This window comes from Mycobacterium sp. IS-836 (genome assembly GCF_001954275.1).
Classification (GTDB): domain Bacteria; phylum Actinomycetota; class Actinomycetes; order Mycobacteriales; family Mycobacteriaceae; genus Mycobacterium.
Map to the genome: position 1 here is coordinate 46,530 of NZ_MBEU01000041.1, position 19,451 is coordinate 65,980.

The following is a 19,451-nucleotide window of genomic DNA, read 5'->3' on the forward strand; positions in this document are numbered from 1 at the left end:
CTTGTGTTAGGTGGTGTAATTCTGCCCCCTGTGACCGCTATTTGTGTCTCGACTCGGTCACGTTACGACCAAGCTCGCGTCTCGCCGGGGCGGATTTGGACGGGTTCGTCGTGGATCCCAGCACCCGGTCCGACAGCAGTCCCAGGCAGCTCAGGTTGGGAAATCCGGGCCCCTGGGTGAGTCCGGCAAGGTTCGGCAGGAACAGCTTCGGGGCGACGTCCGCGACAGCCAGGTCGTAGCCGATCGCCTCCTGCAGGCGGTCAGCCGTCAGCGGGCCACCCAGACCCAGCTCGAGCAGGTCGAGCGCGTCCTGGCTGAACAGCGAACTGAACCAGAGCGGGTCGGCGCCGGATCCGTCGATGACCAGATCGAAACCGTGGACCGTCTCCAGGTTTTCGCTGCCCCGGTTGGTGGACAGCGTCAGCCGGATCTGGCCGTCCCACCCGACCGCGTGGGCGACCCGGCCGCGCAGGTGGTGGATGCGGTCGTCGGCCAACAGCGCTTCCTGGACGTTCGCCGAGAACACTCCGCGGTCGGTGCGCGCCAGCGCGTCGCGGCGTTCGTCCAGCGTCAGCGCGGTCCAGTCGGTGGGATCGGAAAACAGGGAGTTCTCGAAGAATCCCTCGCCGCGGGTAAACAGCGTCACCTGCGGCGAGATGACTGTGATGGTCGAAACCCGGTGCCGGAACAGCTCATTGAGCATCGACGCGGCCGTCTCACCGCCGCCGATCACCGCGACCCGTTCCGCGTTGATCCGGTCGTGGCCGGCGGCGCGGTCCCAGAACTGGGCGATCGAGAGCATCCGCGGATTGCCGGGCAGCAGCGACTTCTCGGCCTGGCCGGGCCCGGTGATCATCAGGGCATCGGCGTGCACGGTGGTCTCGTGGGTGTGCAGCGCCCAGCGGTCACCGCTGACGGCCAGCCCGTCGACCTCGCCGTGCACCACGTCCAGGCCCACGTGCTGGGCGACCCACCCCAGATACTGGCTCCACCGGCGATGGGTGGGTGCCGGCCGGCCGCGGTCGATCCATTCGGCGAACGACGCGGTGGCGATCAAATAGGACTGCCAGCTGTAGCGCGTCATCCGCTCGTCGAGTTCGGCGTTGCGGCGCGGCGCCAGCGCCGATCGGTAGGGGAACCCGACGTCCTTTTCCGGGCTGGTGCCCAGCCGATGCGCCCCGTCGGTCCAGCCGCCGCTGGCCTGCCAGTTGGCCCCGACCCCGGTGCGTTCGACCGCGATGACGTCGGGAACGTCGACGCCCATTTCGCGCAGCACATGCGCCTTGGCGGCGACGGCCACCGCCTTGGCTCCGGCGCCCAGGACCGCAAGGGTGCTCATGTCGACAACTCCTCGAGTGCTTGAACCCAAAGTTCTTGCAGCGCAGCAATATCCGAATCATCGAGGATGTCGGGCAGTGCTCGCCACTGCGCGACGAGCACGCGCGCGTCGCCGGCGCCGACGATTCCTGCCGCCACCGTCAGCTCGTGGCGCACCGCCTGTTCCGGTTCCGGGACGTGCCCAAGGCCGGACATCAGTTCGCGGGCGAGGTCCAACTCGCCGACGCCGACGTGGACGCTCCCCAGAAAGTTCAGCAATAGCTGGGGTTCGGGGAGTTCGCGCAGGCGCGTGTCGGGCCGCAAATACCGCAGCAGGCTGTAATCGATGCCGCTGCCGGGAATTCGGGCCAGGTCGGTGGGGCCGTCGGTGTGGATTCGCAGCGGGTAGATCGCGCTGAGCAGTCCGACCGTGTCGCTGGTGTCGGCCGTCTCGTCGACGTCGACGTCCGCGCGGCCGTGCGTCTCGAGCGCCAGCAACGGTGCCGGTGTGTCCTGGCCGCGTCGGCGGCGCCACGCGGTCACCGTCCGCGCGGTCGCGGTGACGAGCAGTTCGCCCATCGCCTGTCCCGCTGAGGCTTTGGCCAGCAGCCGGGCGGTGAGATCGGTCTCGCAGGTCGAGATGCTGACCGCCACGTCACCGGCCCGGTCGGTCCGCGGCCGCAGCCTGCGGGCGCCCAATGGCGGGTCGGCGCCCTCGAGTTCGGCGGCCCAGAAGCCTTCGGTGTCCAGGGCCGCGGCCCGTTCGTGTAGCAGCCGTGACCACTGCCGATAGCTGGTGTGCTCACGCGCCGGCGCGGGTCGGCGTCCGGCGGCCAGGGCGTGCAGGCCCGCGTCCAGTTCACCGAGCACGATGCGCCACGAGGCCGGGTCCATCGCCAGCACGTGGGCGGTCAACACGAGCACCCCCGGGCCGTCGGGCCCGCGCAGCCATACTGCCGACAGCAATCGACCGGCCTGCGGGTCGAGCCGCTCCAACGCGTCGAGGGTGTGCTTGGCGACCTCGTCGGCGGGATCGCCGGTGACCCGTGCTTCGCTGAGGATGTCCGTTTTCGGTTGTGCGACAAGGGTCATCGCGTCGCGGTCGAGCCGGCACCGCAACGCTTCGTGCCCGTCGATGACGGCGGACAGCAGCGCATCCAGGCCTTCGCGCGTGATCGTGCCGGGTAGCCGGATGACTTCGGTCTGCGCGAGCCGGCGCGGTTCGCCGTACTCGTAGAGCCAACGAACGCCGGCCAACACCGGGATGGGTTCACCGGCGTCATCGATAGCTGTGTGCCGTGCGGAGTCGGAGTCGATTGCCGCGGCGAGTTCGCGGATGGTGTCGCACTCCATCATCAACCTGGCCCGCAGCGCGATGCCGTGGCGGCGGGCGGCCTGGACGACGGAGAGGGCCACGATGCTGTCCAGTCCCAGTTGCAGAAAGCCGGCCGTGACGTCGACGTCGGCGGTTCCCAACACATCGGTGAAGGCGTCGGCCAGCGCCTTCTCGGTCGGCGTTTCCGGCGGGACCACCGGACCGTCGACGGAATCGTTTGCCGCCAAGGCGTTTTCGTCGATCTTGCCGTGGGGCGTCAGCGGCAGCTCGTCGAGGACGACGATGTGATGCGGGATCAGGTAGCGCGGCAGCCGATCGACCAGCATCGAACGCAGTTCGGCCGCCGCCGGTGGGTTGGGCCCGCCCGCGACATACGCCGTGAGGCGCGGCCCGTGGGCGTGGTTGCGGGCCGTCACGTGCGCGCCGCGTACCCCGTCGTGGTCGTTGAGCACCGCGGCGATCTCGCCCGGCTCGACGCGGAAACCGCGGATCTTCAGTTGGTCATCGGCGCGCCCGAGGAATTCGAGACCGCCGTCGGGCATGCGGCGCACCACGTCTCCGGTGCGATACATCCGCCCGCCGCGGCCGTCGGGATCGGCGACGAAACGCGCTGCGGTCTCGGCGGCGCGTCCGAGGTAGCCGCGGGCCAGCTGATCGCCCGCGAGATACAACTCGCCCGCGACGCCGTCGGGCACGGGCCGCAGCCAGGGGTCCAGGACGTAGGCGCGGGTGGTGCGGGTCGGACGCCCGATGGCCGGCCGCGCGTGTTCTTCGATGGCGGCGACGACCGCCTCAACCGTGGTTTCGGTGGGCCCGTAACAGTTGAAGGCGCTCATCGCGGTGCGCGCGCATTCCGCTTGGATCGCTTGCCATTCGGCGGTGCGCAGGGCTTCGCCGCCGAGCGCGAGGACCGCCAGCGGAACCCGCCTCAGCAGCCCGGCGCTGTACAGCTGGGCGAACATCGACGGCGTGGTGTCGATCATGTCGAGCCCGAACCGGGCGATGGCGTCGACCAGCGCCTCGGCGTCGCGTTGCACGACGTCGTCGACGATGTGCACCGAGTGGCCGTCGAGCAACGCCGCCAGCGGCTGCCATGCCGCGTCGAAGGTGAAGGACCACGCATGCGCGACGCGCAGCGGCCGCCCGAGTCGCCTGGCCGCCGGCCGAAGAACGCGCTCGATGTGGTCGTCGGCGTACGCCGAAAGCGCTCGGTGGGTGCCGACGACGCCCTTCGGCGTGCCAGTCGTGCCCGAGGTGAAGACGGCATAGGCCGCATGGTCGGATGCCACGGCGGCCGCCCGGTAGTCGGCGGGCCCGGCGAGAAAAGCGGCGAACAACTCGTCGTCGACGACGATCGTGGCGGACGTCTGTCGCAAAATCTCGGCCACCCGCTCGTCGGGCATCGCCGGGTCCAGCGGCACGAGCATGCCGCCGGCTTTGAGGATCCCCAGCATCGCGGCGACGTAGTTGGGACCCCGCGGCAACATGATGGCCACGGGAGTCTCGCCGCCCACGCCGGCCCCGATCAGGCCCGTGGCGAGCCGGTCGGCGAGCGCGTCGAGTTCGCGGTACGTCAGCCGACCATCGACCCAGCTGATCGCGATCGAATCGGGTTGGGCCGCAGCGATTTCGTCGAATCGGGTGTGCACCGCGACGCCGGTTGTGCCCGCGGCGGGCGAGCCCGTCGAGTCGCGCTCGCGGTCGTGCAGGATGTCGACCTCACGCAGTGGCCGGTCCCAGTTGTCCACCAAGCGACGCAGCACGGCCAGCAGCCGGCCGCCAAGGTCCGTCGGGGTCAGCGCACCCAGCGCGCCGTCGAGCACCTCGACCAATACGGTGAATTGGCCGGCGCTCAGGTGCGCGGCGATGGTCACCGGGAAATGCGACACGCTCTCCAGCGCCACCGGGCGGAAGGTCGCCCCGTTCGCGACGAACTCACTGGCCCCCACGACTTCGCCGGGCGGGAAGTTCTCGTATACCAGCAGCGTGTCGAACAGCTCTCCGACGCCGGCGATCGAACGCAATTCGGCGTGCCCCAGGTAGCCGTGGTCCCGCAATGCGGCGGATTCACGTTGCAGGGCAACGCATTGCGTCCCGACCGTCTCGCGGGGATCCAGTCGTACCCGCAACGGAACGCTGTTGATGAACAGGCCGACCATCGTCTCGACGCCGGGCAATTCGCCGGGCCGGCCGGACACGGTCACCCCGAACGTCACGTCGCGGCGGCCGGTCACCGCCGAAAGCGTTATCGCCCAGGCTATTTGAACGAGGGTGTTCAGCGTGACCCCGCGGCTGCGGGCGGCCTCGGCGAGAGCGGTCGTGGCATCGCGGTCCAGCCGCAGCGTGGTTCGACTCGGGATGCCGGCCCGCGCCGGGGTGTCGGTCAGCGCCGGCGACAGCAGCGTCGGTCCGTCCACGCCCCTGAGGTGCTCGGCCCAAACCGCGCGGCTGTAGGTCTGATCACGGCCCGTCAGCCAGCCGATGTAGTCCCGGTACGGGCGCGGTGGCGGCGGCAGCGCTTCGATGTCGCCGGAGGCCCGATACAGGGCGAGCAGCTCGGAGACGAACAGCGGCAACGACCACCCGTCGATGACGATGTGGTGCGCGACGACGGACAGATGCCAATGCTGGTCCGGCAATTCGATGAGGAGAAAGCGGATCAGCGGGCCGCGGCCCAGGTCGAAACGGCGTCGGCGCTCCTCGGCTTCCAGCGCCGCCACCTCCGCGGGATCGGCGCGCACACACCGCCACGGCAGCTCGAAGATGCTCGGAATCACCTGCACGGGCCGGCTCAGATCGCCATGGACAAAGCTGGCGCGCAGATTGGGATGCCTGGTCAGCATCGCCGCGGCGCACTCGCGCAGCAGGGGCACGTCGAGCGGGCCCGTCACGTCGGCGGCCATCGCGATGACGTACGGGTCGGCGGCACCGGATTCGTCCGTCAGCGCGGCCATCGAGAACAGCCCCTGCTGTAGGGGGCTGAGCGCCATCACGTCTTCGATGGCCGGTCGCTCGTCGGCTCGCGTCACGGCTGGTGGTCCCATGACGACGTCAGGGCCGCCAGTTCGTCGGCGGAAAGTCCGGACGCGCTCATCGGCGCGTAATGCCGGTCGGCGGGCTCGGTTTCGGACTTGGCGTCGAGGGCGGCGCCGAGCTCCCGCAGCACGGGATGTTCGAAGACCATCCGCGGGGTGAGCGGCATTCCGGCATCCCGCGCCCGTGCGGCCACGCGCACCGCGGAAATGCTGTCCCCGCCGAGGTTGAAAAATTCGTCGTGCCGCCCGATCGATCCGGCATCGAGAACCTCGGTGAGGATGGCCGCCAGTGCGCGCTCGGTGGCGGTGGCGGGCGGTTCGGTGGGTGGTGTGTCCGCCGCCTGCGCGGGCCGTACCGCCGCTTCGCGGCCGCCCAACAGTTCCAGTTGTCCGTCGTCGTCCCACACGCCGCGCTCGCCGGTGCGGTAGAGCCTCGAACCGGGCTGCGCGGCAAAGGGATCGGCAATGAAACGGGTCGCGGTCGGCGAGGGTCGCGCCAGCCGTGCGTTGACGGCCGGGCCGCCGCCGTAGTAAACATCGCCCACCACGCCCGTCGGGACGGGGTTCAGCGCGGCGTCCAGCAGGTATACGTCGTCCGCGTTGGACCGGCCCAGAATGCGCTGCCGCTCTTGCGCACTGGCGATCTCCACCTCGCGCAGGGGTTGATCGGGTCGGTGCGCGAAAGCTTCCACGACGCGGATCAGCCAGTCGGCGAATCGTTGCGCGGTGCTGCGCTTGTACAGTTCCGGGCGGTAGATGACGTGGCCGCGGTAGCCGTCGTCGGATGCGAAGAAGTTGACGGACATGTCGGCGTGGGCGACGTCGAACGTCGGCTCTAAAGCGCTGAAAGTGGTGTCACCGCGCGGGCCGCTGTCGATAACGATGTCTTGTGGCAGTTGGTCCCGCACGTGCACTACGACGTCGAACAGCGGATTGCGCGACAGTGACCGCGCCGGGCTGACCGCGTCCACCACCTGGTCGAACGGCAGGTCCTGGTGCGCGTAGGCCGCCAACGCCATGTCCCTGGTCCGCCGCAGCAGCTCGCGCAGCGTCGGGTTTCCGCTCAGATCGTTGCGCAACACCAGGATGTTGATGAAGAACCCGATCAGCCGGTCGAGTTCGGATTCGTTGCGACCGGCAACCGGGGTGCCGAGAGGGATGTCCGCGCCGCCGCCGGCCTTGTGCAGGACCACCGCGACGGCGGCTTGCAGGAGCATGAACTCGGTGATCCCGAGATCGCGCGTCAGGTCCTTGACCTTCGCGCGGGTCGCCGGCGCGAGACTGAACTCGACGGCGTCCCCGGAGCCGCTGAGCAGCGCCGGGCGCGGAAAGTCCGGGCGCAGGCCGCTGTCGGTCGGCAACCCCTGCAGCTGGCCGATCCAGTAGTCGCGTTGCGGGCCCGCGATGCCCGCGCTGTCGTCCAACAGCGCCGCCTGCCACACGCCGAAGTCCGCGTACTGCACCGGCAGCGGTTCCCAGGACGGCGGCTGCCCGCCGCTGCGGGCCCGGTAGGCGGTCAGCAGATCGGTGAACAGCACCCCGGCGGACCAGTGGTCGCCGGCGATGTGGTGCGCCACCAGGGACAAGACGTTCCGGTCCGGCAGCCTCAGCAACGCCGCCCGAATCGGCAATTCGTTCTCGAGATCGAAGACGTGGCGCCGCTCGTCGTCCAGTTCGGCCTGCAGCCAGTCCTGGTCGGGTCCGGCGGCGCGCCGGACCGGCACGTCGGCGGGCGGGTGGATGATCTGGTGTGGCACGCCGTCGATTTCGCGGTAGGTGGTGCGCAAGATCTCGTGCCGCGCCACCACGTCGGTGATGGCGGCCGCCAGGGCCTCGGTGTCGCAGGGGCCACGAAGCGCCGCGGCGAACGGGATGTTGTTGACGGCGTTGGGTCCGTCGAAGCGATAGGTGAACCAGCTTCGCAGCTGCGACGAGGACAGCCGCACCGGCCCGTCATGCACTGTCGCCGCCAATCGCGGCCTCGCCGAATCCGGCGATTCCGTGGCGTCGAGGTGCGCGGCGATGCGCGCTACCGTCGCCAGTTCGAAGATCTCCCGCACTCCGATTTCGATGCCGAACGCATTGCGCACCGCCGCAACGAATTTCGTCGCGAGCAGCGAGTGACCGCCGAGCTCGAAGAACGAGTCGTCGGCGCCGACCCGGTCCCGGCCGAGCAGCAGGGCGAACAGTTCGGCGACGCCTCGCTCGGTGGCGGTTTCCGGTTCGCGGAATTCGACGCCGGAGCCGACCTCAGGATCGGGCAGCGCCGCGCGGTCGATCTTCCCGTGCGCGGTGATCGGAATCTCGTCGAGCACAACGTATGCCGCCGGCACCATGTATTCGGGCAAAGCCGCCGCCACCCGGGCTCGGATGCGGTCGAGATCGACCTCGGACGTTCCCACCGCGGGGGTGACGTAGCCGACGAGGCTCTTGCCCAGCCGTGGCAGGTCGCTGACGACCACGACGGCCTGTCCGACCGTGGGGTCGACCGAGATGGCCGCGGCGACGTCACCCAGCTCGATCCGGAAACCGCGGATCTTGACCTGTTCGTCGGCGCGACCGACATACTCGACGTCGCCGTCGGCGTTGCGGCGTGCGAGGTCCCCGGATCGGTACATCCGGGCGCCGGGATTGAATGGGTCGGCGACGAATCGTTCGGCGGTCAGCCGGGCCCGGCGATGGTATCCATGCGCGAGATGCGTTCCGCCGAGGTAGATCTCGCCGATCACACCGACGGGCACGGGTCGCAGCGAGTCGTCGAGCAGGTGCATCGTGGTGTTGATCTTGGGCCGGCCGATCGGCACGATGCGGGTGCCCTGCGGGCCTTCCACTTTGTAGCGGCTGGCGTTGATCACGGTTTCGGTCGGACCGTAGAAGTTGTGTAGCAGCGCGTCGAATGTGGCGTGGAACTTGTCGGCCACCTCTCCGGGCAGCGGCTCGCCGCCGATGGGCACCCGCTGCAGCGTTCGCCACTGGTTGACGCCCGGCAGCGACAGGAACAGGCCGAGGAGTGACGGCACGAAATGCATTGCCGTGATTCCCTCGTCGCGCAGCAGGGCGGTGAGATAACCGATGTCGTTGAGTCCGCCGGGGCGTGGGATCACCATTCGCGCGCCGCAGGCCAGTGTGCCGAAGATCTCGGCTATCGACACGTCGAAGCTCGGCGAGGCGACCTGCAGCAGCCGGTCGGTGTGGTCGACCCCGTAGTCGCCCTTGAACCAGACGAAGTACTCCGCGACGGGGCGGTGCGGCACCGCGACGCCCTTGGGCACTCCGGTGGTCCCCGACGTGTAAATCAGATACGCGGTGTTGTCCGGCCGCAGCGGCCGCAGCCGGTCGTCGTCCGTCGGGTCGTGCACGGGCTGGGCCACCAAGTCGGTCACCGGCTCGCGCAGCACCAGCTTCGCGTCGCAGTCCCCGAGGATGAACTCCAGCCGGTCCCTCGGGTAGGTGGGGTCGACGGGCACGTACACCGCGCCGGACTTGGCGATCCCCAGCGCGGTGACGACCAGATCCGGCGACTTGTCGAGCAGGACGGCGACGCGGTCCTCGCTGCCTATCCCCCGCCCGATCAGCCAGTGCGCCAACCGGTTTGCTTGCTCGTTGATGTCGCGATAGGTGAGCCGGCGGCCCTCGTAGCTGACGGCGATCGCCTCAGGAGTGCGCGCGGCCTGCTCGGACACCAGGTCGGCGAGCGTTCTGGGTGGGGTGCCGAACGCCTCGCCGCGGGACACCTCGCGTAGCCACTCGGCGTCGGCCTCGCCCGTCAGCGCCAGCCCGGCCAGCGACTGCTCCGGCCGGGCGAGCGCGTCGTCGAGCAGCACGGCGAAGTGTTCCAACAGCTGACGCGCAAGGGCGGGTTCGAGAATGTCCAGTTGGTGTTCGGCCTCGACCAGCGCGCCAGTGCCGTCGAACTCGACCATGAAACCCAGCGGCAGCTGGGTGAGGTTGCTGCGCAGGTCGTAGCGGACGCAGTCGACACCGGGCGGACGGAATCCGCCCCCGTCGGGCTCGCGGAATCCGAAGCTGATCCGGGTCATCCGTTCGGCGCCGTGCCGGCGGTCGGGGTTCAGTTCGCGCACCGCGCGGTCGAGGCCGACCCGTTGGTGCGCGAACGCCCCGGTGGCGATGTCGCGCGTCGATTTGAGCAACTCGCGGAAGCTCATCGCCGGGCGCGGCCGCAGCCGCATCGTCACCGTGTTGCCGAAATAGCCTATGGCGTCCTCGGTTCCGGCGCCGCGGTTGAGCACCGGTGCGGCCACCAGAAAGTCATCGCTGTGCGTGTAGCGGTGCACCAGCGCGCCAAAAGCGGCCAGCAGGACCATGTATGGGGTGCAGCCGGTGTCGCGGGCCATCGCCGTCGCTCGTTGGGCGGTGTCGCTTGACAATCGCATCGTGCAACGGGCGGCGCGCCAGCTGGTCGGCATGGTCGTGCCCGCCGGCCCCGGGAGTTCCAGTGGCTCCGGCGGATCGGCCATGACGGCGCGCCAGTAGTCGAGATCGGCCTCAGTGGTGTCCGGTCCGGATGGGGCCGGCAGGGAACGTTCCGGTCCGAGGTCGGCGCCGCCGTACGCCTTGGTGAGATCGGCGAAGAAGACGCGCCACGAGCCGTCGTCCCAGGCGATGTGGTGGGCCACGAACAGCAGGACGTGTTCGTCCGCGGCGGTGCGCACGACGGTGATCCGCAGTGGTGCGTCGGCGGAAAGGTCGAAGGGCGCCGTGAATTCGCGTTGAGCCAGCACTTCGAGGCGAAGCCGGCGTGCCTGCTCCGACAGCCCGGTCAAGTCGTGTTGCGCCCACGCCGGACGGAGATCGTCGTGCACCGTCGGCCGGGGATCCCCCTCGTCGCTGAGCGCGTAGGTGGTGCGCAGGATCCGGTGGCGGCGCGACACGGCGTCCACGGCATCGTGCAGCCGGGCGAGATCGATATCGCCGGTAATCCGATACGAGACGCAGACATTGAGCAGCGCGCCACTGGGGTCGGCCATCTGGACGAACCACATCCGGGCCTGGCCGTCGGAGAGTTGGTCGTCGGTACTGCTGCCGGTGTCTTCGGTGTCGGACGCAAGACCGCGTTCGGCAAGCCTGCGACGAAGCAGCTCCAGTCGGGCCGCGTCGAGCCCGGCGGCGGTGTCGGCGATGTCAGTCACGCGCATTGTCCATTTTTCAGGTCCACTTTCTGTGCCGCTTCGGAGCGCTCGTCTGCACGCTCGAGTTGTTCGACAAGTTCGTCGCCGGTGATCTCACCCATCAGCGTGGCCAGCGACACCGTCCGGCCGGTCGTCCTTTTGAGGCGTTTGCGCAGTTCGACCGCCAGCATCGAGTCGATGCCCAGATCGAAGAGCGATTCAGTGAGGTTCAATTCGCCGGCCGGCGCGATGCCCAGCACCGCCGCCAATTGGCCGCGCACCGCGTCGACGATCGGTACTGAGTTGTTCGCGGAAGGCTGGTCGGCTTCCTCGGATCGCTTGGCGTCGAGGAAGATCCGCAACCGGGTCGCGTCGGCGGAGAACACCAGCGGGTCGTCGCGCCACTCGCGAAGGCTCGCCCCGATCGCTGCTTGGGGCGCCATCGGGCGCAGACCGGACCGCTCGATGTCTGCGCGCTCGGTCGAATCCAGGATGCCCGAGCCCTGCCACAGCCCCCATTTCACCGCGACGCAGTGCCTGCCACCGGCGCGCAGCTCGGCGGCCATGGCGTCCAGCAGGCGGTTGGCCGCCGAGTACGCCGCGTGCCCGCGTCCGCCCCACAGTCCGGATACGGACGAACACAACAGCATTCGCGCGTCCGGTCGGGTGGGCCACAGCTCGGTCAGATGGGCGAGGCCGCCGACCTTGGCGGCGAAGGTGTCGGCGACCGCGCCCGGCGTGAGGGCGCGCCGCCCTTCCAAGGTGCCGAAGGTGGCGGTGCCCGCCGCGTGCACGATCAGCGAGGCGCCGGGCCCGCCGTATTCGGCTGCGACAAGCGACAATTGGGCCGGGTCGGTGATATCGCACGGCGGTGACAGCAGTTCGGTTCCGTATTCGGCCGCCAACGTCCTCAGCACTTGGGGATCCGCGGGGCGGCGGCTCAGCAGCGTGATGCGCCGCGCGCCGCGCTCGGCGAGGTAGCGGGAGTAGTGCAGGCCGATGGTGCCGGCGCCGCCGGTGATCACGACGTCGTCGAGCAGCCGCGAGTCCGCTGGCCATTCCGGGGCGGCGGGCGCATCGCGGAAGGTGCGCTCGAACAATGCGTACCCGTTGGCGACACCGCGCAACACGGCTTCACCGACACCGGCGATCAGTGCGTCCACGGCGGCGAGGCCGGCCGCTGGCGCCAGTTCCGCCGACGGCAGGTCGAGATGGGTGAAAGCCCGCTCGGGATAATCGAATCCGATGCTGCGGTGCATCGCGGCCAGCGCCGCGTGGCCCGCCGACGGCGGCGCATCGAGCTGGCCCACCCGCTCGGCCGCCACGGTGATCAGGCACACGGTGTGGCATCGGGGGCCCGGCGCGTTCGCGAAGTCGAGCACACCGGACCCGATCACCTCGGGCAGCACCTCGGCGGCCTGGTAGGCCCCGGCGCATTCGAGGGCGGGCGCGATCGCGACGACGATCTCCGCATCCCGCGGTTGACTGAGCTGGGCTACCGGGTGGGAGTCGATCGCCGCGACGAGCGCGCTCGCCAGCGCCCCGTCGGCGCCCAGGTCCATGACCGCGATCGGCACGGGCGCTCCCGGTATCGGCGGCGATGTGGGCTCCCAGTGCTCGACGGAGATGGTGAGCCCGTCCGGTGTCGCGGGCACGGCGGACAGCGGCTCCGGGTGCGCCCACATCGGGGTTGCGCGCATTGGCGCGTTCGGGAATCCCCTCAAGCCTGCGATGCCGTCGGCATTCAGGTGGTCACCCCAGGGGTAGCCGGGGTCCGCGACCGCCGCTGTGGCGATGTTGGCCGACAGCGTGTCGACCAACGACTCATCCCGGCGACTTGAACCGACCAGCACCGCCGGGTCGTCGGGTAGATCCGCCTCGAAGATCTGGCCGATCGAGAACAGCAGCGCGGGATGCGCTGACAACTCGATGAACGACCCGGCGCCACAACGGATTGCCGACTCGAACGCGCGGTCCAACCGCACCGTGTTGCGCAGGTTCGCATACCAGTAGTCGCCGAAGGGCGTGTTCGGCGCCACGACGTCGCCGGTGGTGCCCCCGATGAATTGCACTGGGGCTTCGGCGAATTCCGAGGACGGCAGTCGCGTTTGCAATTCGTCGCGGAGCGACTCGAGCAGGCTGGTGTGCCCCGGGAAGCCGGCGCTGATCTCGCGGGCGAACCGGCCGTTGCCGCGAACCGCGTCGGCCATCGCGAGCACCGCGTCGCGGTCGCCGGATACCGCGACGGTGGATGCGGAGTAGACCACCGACACCTCCGCCCAGCCGTCGGTGGCCGCTATCAGCGCCTCGGCCTCCCGGGCGCCGATACCCAGCGTCGCCATCGCGTAGTGGCCCGGAAGCCGGTCGACGACGCCGGCGCCGGCCGCGACCACGGCGACGGCGTCGGGCAGCGTGATGCTGCCGGCGACGACGGCGGCGGCGACCTCACCGAGACTCTGGCCAATGGTGAGGTCGGGAACCACGCCGCAGGAGCGCCACACCTCCGCCAGGGCGACGGCGTGGACGAATTGGGCTCCCTGGACCTCGATTTCGCAGAAGGTCCGCGCATCGTCCGCGGCCGTCAGGTAGCGCAGTGGCGACGCGATGCCGGCGGCGTCGAACGCGGCGACGCAGCCATCGGTCGCCGCCCGATAGCGCGGGAGCGACCGGTAGGCGACGGCGCCCATGCCCGGCCAGTGTCCCCCCTGACCGGGAAACACGAACGCCTGCCGGGGCGCCGAACCCAGCGCCGAACCGGCGACAAGGGGATGCTCGCGCCCCGCGGCCAGCGCACGCAACCCGTCGACGAGCTCGAGGCGGTCCGCGGCGCGGAGCACCGCGCGGTGCTTGCGCACCCGTCGGGTCTTGTGCAGTTGCCGAGCCACCTGCGGCACAGTCGTTTCCGGAACGCGGTCGAGGTAGTCGGCGATCGCCCGGGCATCCGCGACGACGAGTTCGTCGGCGTGCGCGCTGAGCAGTACCGGGATGCGCCCGTCGGGCAACCGGGCCATCACGCGACCCTGCTGGTGTCGGGCATCGAGACGATCAGGTGGGTATTGGTGCCGCTCATCCCGAACGCGGACACCGCGGCGGTGCGCCATCCGTCGATCGCCCGCCACGGGGTGAGCTTGTCCGCCAACCGCAAACCTTGGTTGTCCCAGTCTATTTCGCGACTGGGTTCGTCGACGTGCAACGTCGGAGGCACCGCGGCGTGTTCGGCGGCCAGGATGACCTTGGCGAGACCCAACGCGCCCGCCGCGGCCTGCGCGTGCCCGATGTTCGACTTGACCGACCCCAGCAGCGGTCCGCGCCCGGGCGGTGCGGTCCCGTAACTCGCCGCCATCGACAGCAGTTCCGTCCGGTCGCCGAGCCGGGTTCCGGTGGCGTGCCCTTCGATCATCCCGACGTCGACGGGCTTGACCCCGGCCTGGGCGATGGCGCGCCGAAACAGTCGCAGCTGCGCGTCGCCGCTGGGCGCCATCAGCCCGTTGCTGCGTCCATCGGAGTTCACGCAACTGGCGCGCACCTCGGCGAGGATGCGGCGCCCGTCGGCGACCGCCCTGGACCGGCGCTGCAGGACGAACATGGCCGCACCCTCCGCCCAGACGGTTCCGCTGGCGTGCGCGCTGTAGGGCCGGCAGTGGCCGTCATCGGACAGCGCGTGCTTCTTGGAGAACTCGACGAAATAGCCGGGAGTGCCCATCACGCACACGGCGCCGGCGAGCGCGAGGTCGCAGTCGCCGGCCCGGATCGCTTGCACGGCGGTGTGGAACGCCGCCAGCGCGGACGAGCACGCGGTGTCGACGGTCAGCGCGGGCCCCGCCAGGTCCAGCGTGTAGGCGATGCGCCCCGAGATGACACCCAGCGACGTCCCGGTCATCAGATGCCCTGTGTGATGCGAGAATTCGGACAGGCCGGGGCCGTATTCGAGCGCCGAGGCGCCGACATAACAGCCGACATCGTGACCGGCCAGGTCGTCGGGATTGATCCCGCTGTTCTCCACGCTGCGCCACGCGACCCTCAGTGCGACCCGCTGCTGGGGGTCCATGGCCGTCGCTTCCCGCGGGGAGATGCCGAAGAACTCGGGATCGAATGCCGGTGCGCTGGACAGGAATCCACCAAGGTTGCTGATGGGCTTGAATCCGTCTCGCCGCGATGCGTCGAACAGCTCGCGAAGGGCCCAGCCCCGATCGGTGGGGAACGGGCCGAGTCCTTCCCGTTGCTCGGACAGCAACGCCCAGAAATCGTCGACGGTTTCGATCCCGCCGGGCGCTTCGAGTGCCAGCCCGACGATCACCACCGGGTCGTTATCGGACATCGGCGCTCACCATCCGGGCCACCGCGTCGAGATGGTCGTTGAGGTAGAAGTGGCCGCCCTCGAAATCCGTCAGCGTGAACCGGCCGGATGTGTGAGTTTGCCACGTGGCCAACGTTTCCCGGCTGATGCGGTGGTCGCGGCTGCCACCGACCGCATGGATGTCGGCGCGGATGCGTACGTCCGGCGGGCACGAATAGGCGTTCAGGGCGGTGTAGTCGGCCTGCACCGCCCGCACCAAGAGTTCGACGAATTCCTCGTCCTCCAACAGCGCGGGATCGGTGCCACCGAGGTCCACCATGTCCGCCAGCACGCCGCTGGCGCTGGTTGGCAACGGCCCATACGCGGTGACCGTTGACGGGGCCTGCCCGGCGGAAGCCCACAGCACGCGCACCGGCACCCCGTTGCGCTCGGCCACCCGGGCGAACTCGAAGGCCACCACCGCGCCCATGCAATGGCCGAACAGGCTCAGCGGAGCGGCCGCGGCCCAGTCGCCCGCGTCGAACAACTCGGTTGCCAGCGCACCGATGCTCTCCGCGGCGGGGTGATGCCGGCGGTCCGCGCGCTGCGGGTACTGCACCACGTAGGCGTCGACGCCGTTGGCCGACAACGCTTTAGCCAGCGACCGGTACGCCGCGGCGGCACCGCCGGCGTGGGGAAACACGACCACCGAGCCGTTCGCCGTAGCGCCGGTAAACCGCTTCACCCAGGGCTGGAATTCCCGCCGGATGGGTTGGTCGGTCGGTGCATCGAGCGCGGACAACACGTCGGCGCGCGACATGTCCGCGATCTCCAGGTACACCTCGGCCACCAGCTCGAGTCGTTCGGCGTCGGAGTCCCGGGCGATGAGCAGCTGCGCCAGCGTGGCGGCGGTCCTGGCGGCAAAGACGTCGGCGACCATCAGGCTCGGCGAATCGAGCCACTGGCGGATCGCCGCGACGGCCTGCGTCGCAAGCACGGAATCGCCGCCGAGGGAGAAGAAGTCGTCGTGCACCCCCACGGCGTCGCGGTTCAGCAGCCCCGCGACGATGTGGCACAGCGCCCGTTCCAGCTGCGTTCGCGGCGCCCCGTAGTGCGCCGACGTGTCGCGGGCCTGGTCGGCCACCGCGGCGGCCAGCTCGCCACCGACGGTGCGCCGGTCGATCTTGCCGCCGTCGGTGAAGGGGATGCGCTCGACCACGGAAATGTATGCCGGAATCATGTGTGCGGGAACGAGTTCGACGAGGACCTCGCGAATCCGCCGGGCGTCCAGGGCGACGTCGTCGAGGCAGACGTGGGCCGCCAACACCTCGGCGCCGCCCGGCGCGGGAACCAGGGCGGCCACGGCCGCGCGCACCCCGGGCACGCGGCGCAGCGACGCCTCGATCTCGCCGAGCTCCACGCGATAGCCGCTTATCTTGATCCGGTAGTCGGCGCGGCCGACGAACTCGAGGGTGCCGTCCGGCCAGTAGCGGGCCAAATCACCGGTGCGGTACCAGATCCGGCCGTCGCGGAGAACGAAACGTTCCGCGGTGAGTTCGCCGCGGCCGCGGTAACCCCGGGCGATGCCCCGTCCGGATATCCACAGCTCCCCCGCGACCCAGTCGGGACAGTCGGCGCCGGCGTCGTTGACGACCCGGCATGCGATATTCGGGAACGGGACGCCGTAGGGCACGGCGGTCCAATCGGCCGGCAGGTCGTCGCTCACCTCGAAAATGGTTGCGTGGACGGCGGTTTCGGTCGCGCCGCCCAGCCCGGCGAAGCGCACGTTCGGTGCCAGGGCCCGCAACCGACGAGCCAGCCCGGGCCGCACCCAATCGCCGCCGGTGGGCACCACCCGCAGCGACGACAGCCGCTCGTGGCCGACCTCGACGAGCATCTCCAGCCAGCCCGGCAGGAAGTTCAGCACGGTTACGCCGTGGTCGGCGATGAGCCGGGCCCACGCGTCGGGGTCACGTCGCTGTGCTTCGTCGACCACCACGATCGCCCCGCCCGCGCGCAACGTCGCGAAGACGTCCAGCACCGACATGTCGCATTCCAGCGTCGATAGGGCCAGGCACCGATCGGTGGTGCCGATATCGAAGTGGCGAGTGAGGAATTCGACGGTGTTCATCGCGCCGTCGTGCGTCATCTCGACGCCCTTGGGTTGCCCGGTCGAACCCGAGGTGAACAGCACGTAGGCGAGGTCGGCCGGATCGCCGCCCGCGGGCATGACGTCCGGCGGCGCGGCGGATGCGTCGCGCAGCACGTCGGCGATCGTCAACTCCGGCACCGACAACGACAGCGGCTTCCCGCCGCACACCAGGGCCAGACGCACTCCTCCGGTTTCGAGGATGCGCCGTGCGCGGTCGCGGGGTTGGTCGACCCCGATCGGCAGATACACGCCGCCCGCGGCCAGGATCCCCAGCAGCGCCGGCACCTGTTCGGCGGTCTTGGGGCCCATGACCGCGACCGTGTCGCCAGCGCCGATCCCGCTCGCCCGCAACGCCGCCGCCACCGCCAGCGCCTGATCGCGCAACCGCGCGTAGCTGAGGTCGCCGGAGCTGGCGAACACCGCGGGCGCGTCCGGCCGCAGCCCGGCCTGCCGGAAAAACCCGTGGTGCAACGCCTCACTGCTGGGCGCGGCGGCGCGGGCGTTGACCGCGTCACGCACCGCGCGCTGCGCGGCCGGCAGCGCCGCGGGGCCGGGCGCATCCCAGGCATCGTCGGCCGCGGCCAGCCGGAGCAGTTCGTCGACGTGGTGGGCGAACATCGCGTCGATGACGCCGGGTGCGAAGACGCCGTCGCGCACATCCCAGTTCACCAGTACCCCGCCGTCGAACTCGGTGACCTGCGCGTCGAGCAGCACCTGCGGGCCCTGCGAGATGATCCATCCCGGGCGGCCGAATTGCCCTGTGACATCGGCGCTGAACAATTCACCGAGCCCCAGCGCGCTGGTGAACACCACCGGCGCCAACACCTGCGTGCCGCGGTGGCGGCTCAGGTCGCGCAACACCGACAGCCCGGGGTAATCGGAATGGGCGGCGGCCAGCCGCATGGCGTCCTGCACCGCTCGCGCCCGGGCCGCGGGGGTCCCCGCGCCGGTCAGGTCCACGTCGAGCAGCAGGGACGAGGTGAAGTCGCCGACCAGCAGGTCGACGTCGGGGTGCAGCGCCTGCCTGGCGAACAATGGGACGTTCAGCAGGAACCGTTGCGAGGCGGACCACCGCCCCAGCGCATTGGCGAACGCCGCGGCCAGCGCCATCGCCGGGGTGATGCCGCGTGCCCGGGCGCGGGCGAACAGCGCGTCGCGGGTCGCCGGGTCCAGCCAGTGCCAACGACGGGTGCTCCGGCGTGACTCGCGGCCCCCGCTCGAGGGCAGCGCCGGCGGGTCGGGCAGCCGCGGGATGCGCTGCGCCCACCACTCGCGGTCGGCGTCGCGGGCGGGTTGCGGGCGCGTCTCCTCCCGCGCGACGGCCTGGCGGTATTCCCGGTAGCTGTAACCCAATTCGGGTAGGTCGCGGCCGAGATAGAGGGCGGCCAGGTCCGACATCAGGGTGCGGTAGCTCATCGCGTCGGCGGCCTGCATGTCCAGGTCGACGTGCAGCCGCGAACGCTCACCTGGCAGCAGCGTCAACGCCAGTTCGAACACCGCCCCGTCGAGCTGCTGGTGTGATTTGGCGTCGCGGATCTCGGCCAGGCGCCGCTCGACGAGATCATCGTCGAGGTGGCGCAGGTCCTCGACGGTGACGGGGAAGTCTGGGCATTCCGAGGTCGAGGCGATGCGCTGGGTGCCGTCGGATCCGAACCGCACGCGCAGCATCGGGTGACGACGCGCCAGCCGGGTGGCCGCCGCGCGGAGCCGGTCAGGGTCGGTAGCGCCGCCGTCGAACTCGACGTAGAGGTGCCCGGCCACCCCGCCGAACGGCTGGTTGTCCTGGCGGCCGACCCACATCGCGTGCTGCATCGGGGCGAGCGGAAACGGCTCGTCGGAAGCGCCGTCATGGGGGGCGGGCGGGTCGGCTAGCGTGTCAATGGTTGGCGGCGAGCCGGCCGTCACCAACTCCGACCACGCCTCGATGGTCGGTGTCGCGGCCAGCGTGGCGAAATCTATTCCGATGCCGTGGCGGCGCCAGCGACCGGCCAGCGTCATCATCCGGATCGAGTCGAGGCCCTGGCCGATAAGGTTGCTCCCAGGCTGAACCGTGTCGGCGGGGACGCCGAGCAGCTCGGCCACCTCCGCGCGGATGTCCTCCGAGCACGCCGGGGCACGTACCACGAACCCTCCTCGGAATTAGCAAAGGCTGCCCTAATTTCTTTGGGTACCCTATCCTCGATCACCGGGTCGCCGCCACTAGCCC

6 protein-coding genes are annotated in these 19,451 nt (G+C 70.1%); all 6 read right to left on the reverse strand.

The window, feature by feature from the left end; all coding sequences use genetic code 11:
* Nucleotides 1-37: 37 nt before the first annotated feature.
* The 6 genes from mbtG to A5747_RS12160 are packed head-to-tail and all read right to left on the reverse strand — an operon-like array spanning nt 38 to nt 19,369.
* Nucleotides 38-1,339, reverse strand: coding sequence for an NADPH-dependent L-lysine N(6)-monooxygenase MbtG (gene mbtG / locus A5747_RS12135; RefSeq protein ID WP_076124411.1), 1,302 nt, complete (start codon nt 1,337-1,339; stop codon nt 38-40).
* The gene (locus A5747_RS12140) at nt 1,336-5,682 is read right to left on the reverse strand and encodes a non-ribosomal peptide synthetase (protein ID WP_198938175.1); all 4,347 of its coding nucleotides are present in this window, start codon (nt 5,680-5,682) and stop codon (nt 1,336-1,338) included. Before A5747_RS12140 ends, mbtG begins: the two co-directional genes overlap by 4 nt.
* Complete coding sequence (locus tag A5747_RS12145; protein ID WP_076124496.1) at nt 5,679-10,838, reverse strand: non-ribosomal peptide synthetase; 5,160 nt, start codon at nt 10,836-10,838, stop codon at nt 5,679-5,681. Before A5747_RS12145 ends, A5747_RS12140 begins: the two co-directional genes overlap by 4 nt.
* A complete protein-coding gene (gene mbtD, locus A5747_RS12150) occupies nt 10,835-13,828 on the reverse strand; it encodes a mycobactin polyketide synthase MbtD (RefSeq protein ID WP_076124416.1) in 2,994 nt (997 codons plus the stop codon). The genes A5747_RS12145 and mbtD overlap by 4 nt, the downstream gene beginning before the upstream one ends.
* The gene (locus tag A5747_RS12155) at nt 13,828-15,135 is read right to left on the reverse strand and encodes a polyketide synthase (RefSeq protein WP_076124419.1); all 1,308 of its coding nucleotides are present in this window, start codon (nt 15,133-15,135) and stop codon (nt 13,828-13,830) included. Before A5747_RS12155 ends, mbtD begins: the two co-directional genes overlap by 1 nt.
* Nucleotides 15,125-19,369, reverse strand: coding sequence for a non-ribosomal peptide synthetase (locus tag A5747_RS12160; RefSeq protein ID WP_076124422.1), 4,245 nt, complete (start codon nt 19,367-19,369; stop codon nt 15,125-15,127). Before A5747_RS12160 ends, A5747_RS12155 begins: the two co-directional genes overlap by 11 nt.
* Nucleotides 19,370-19,451 lie beyond the last annotated feature (82 nt).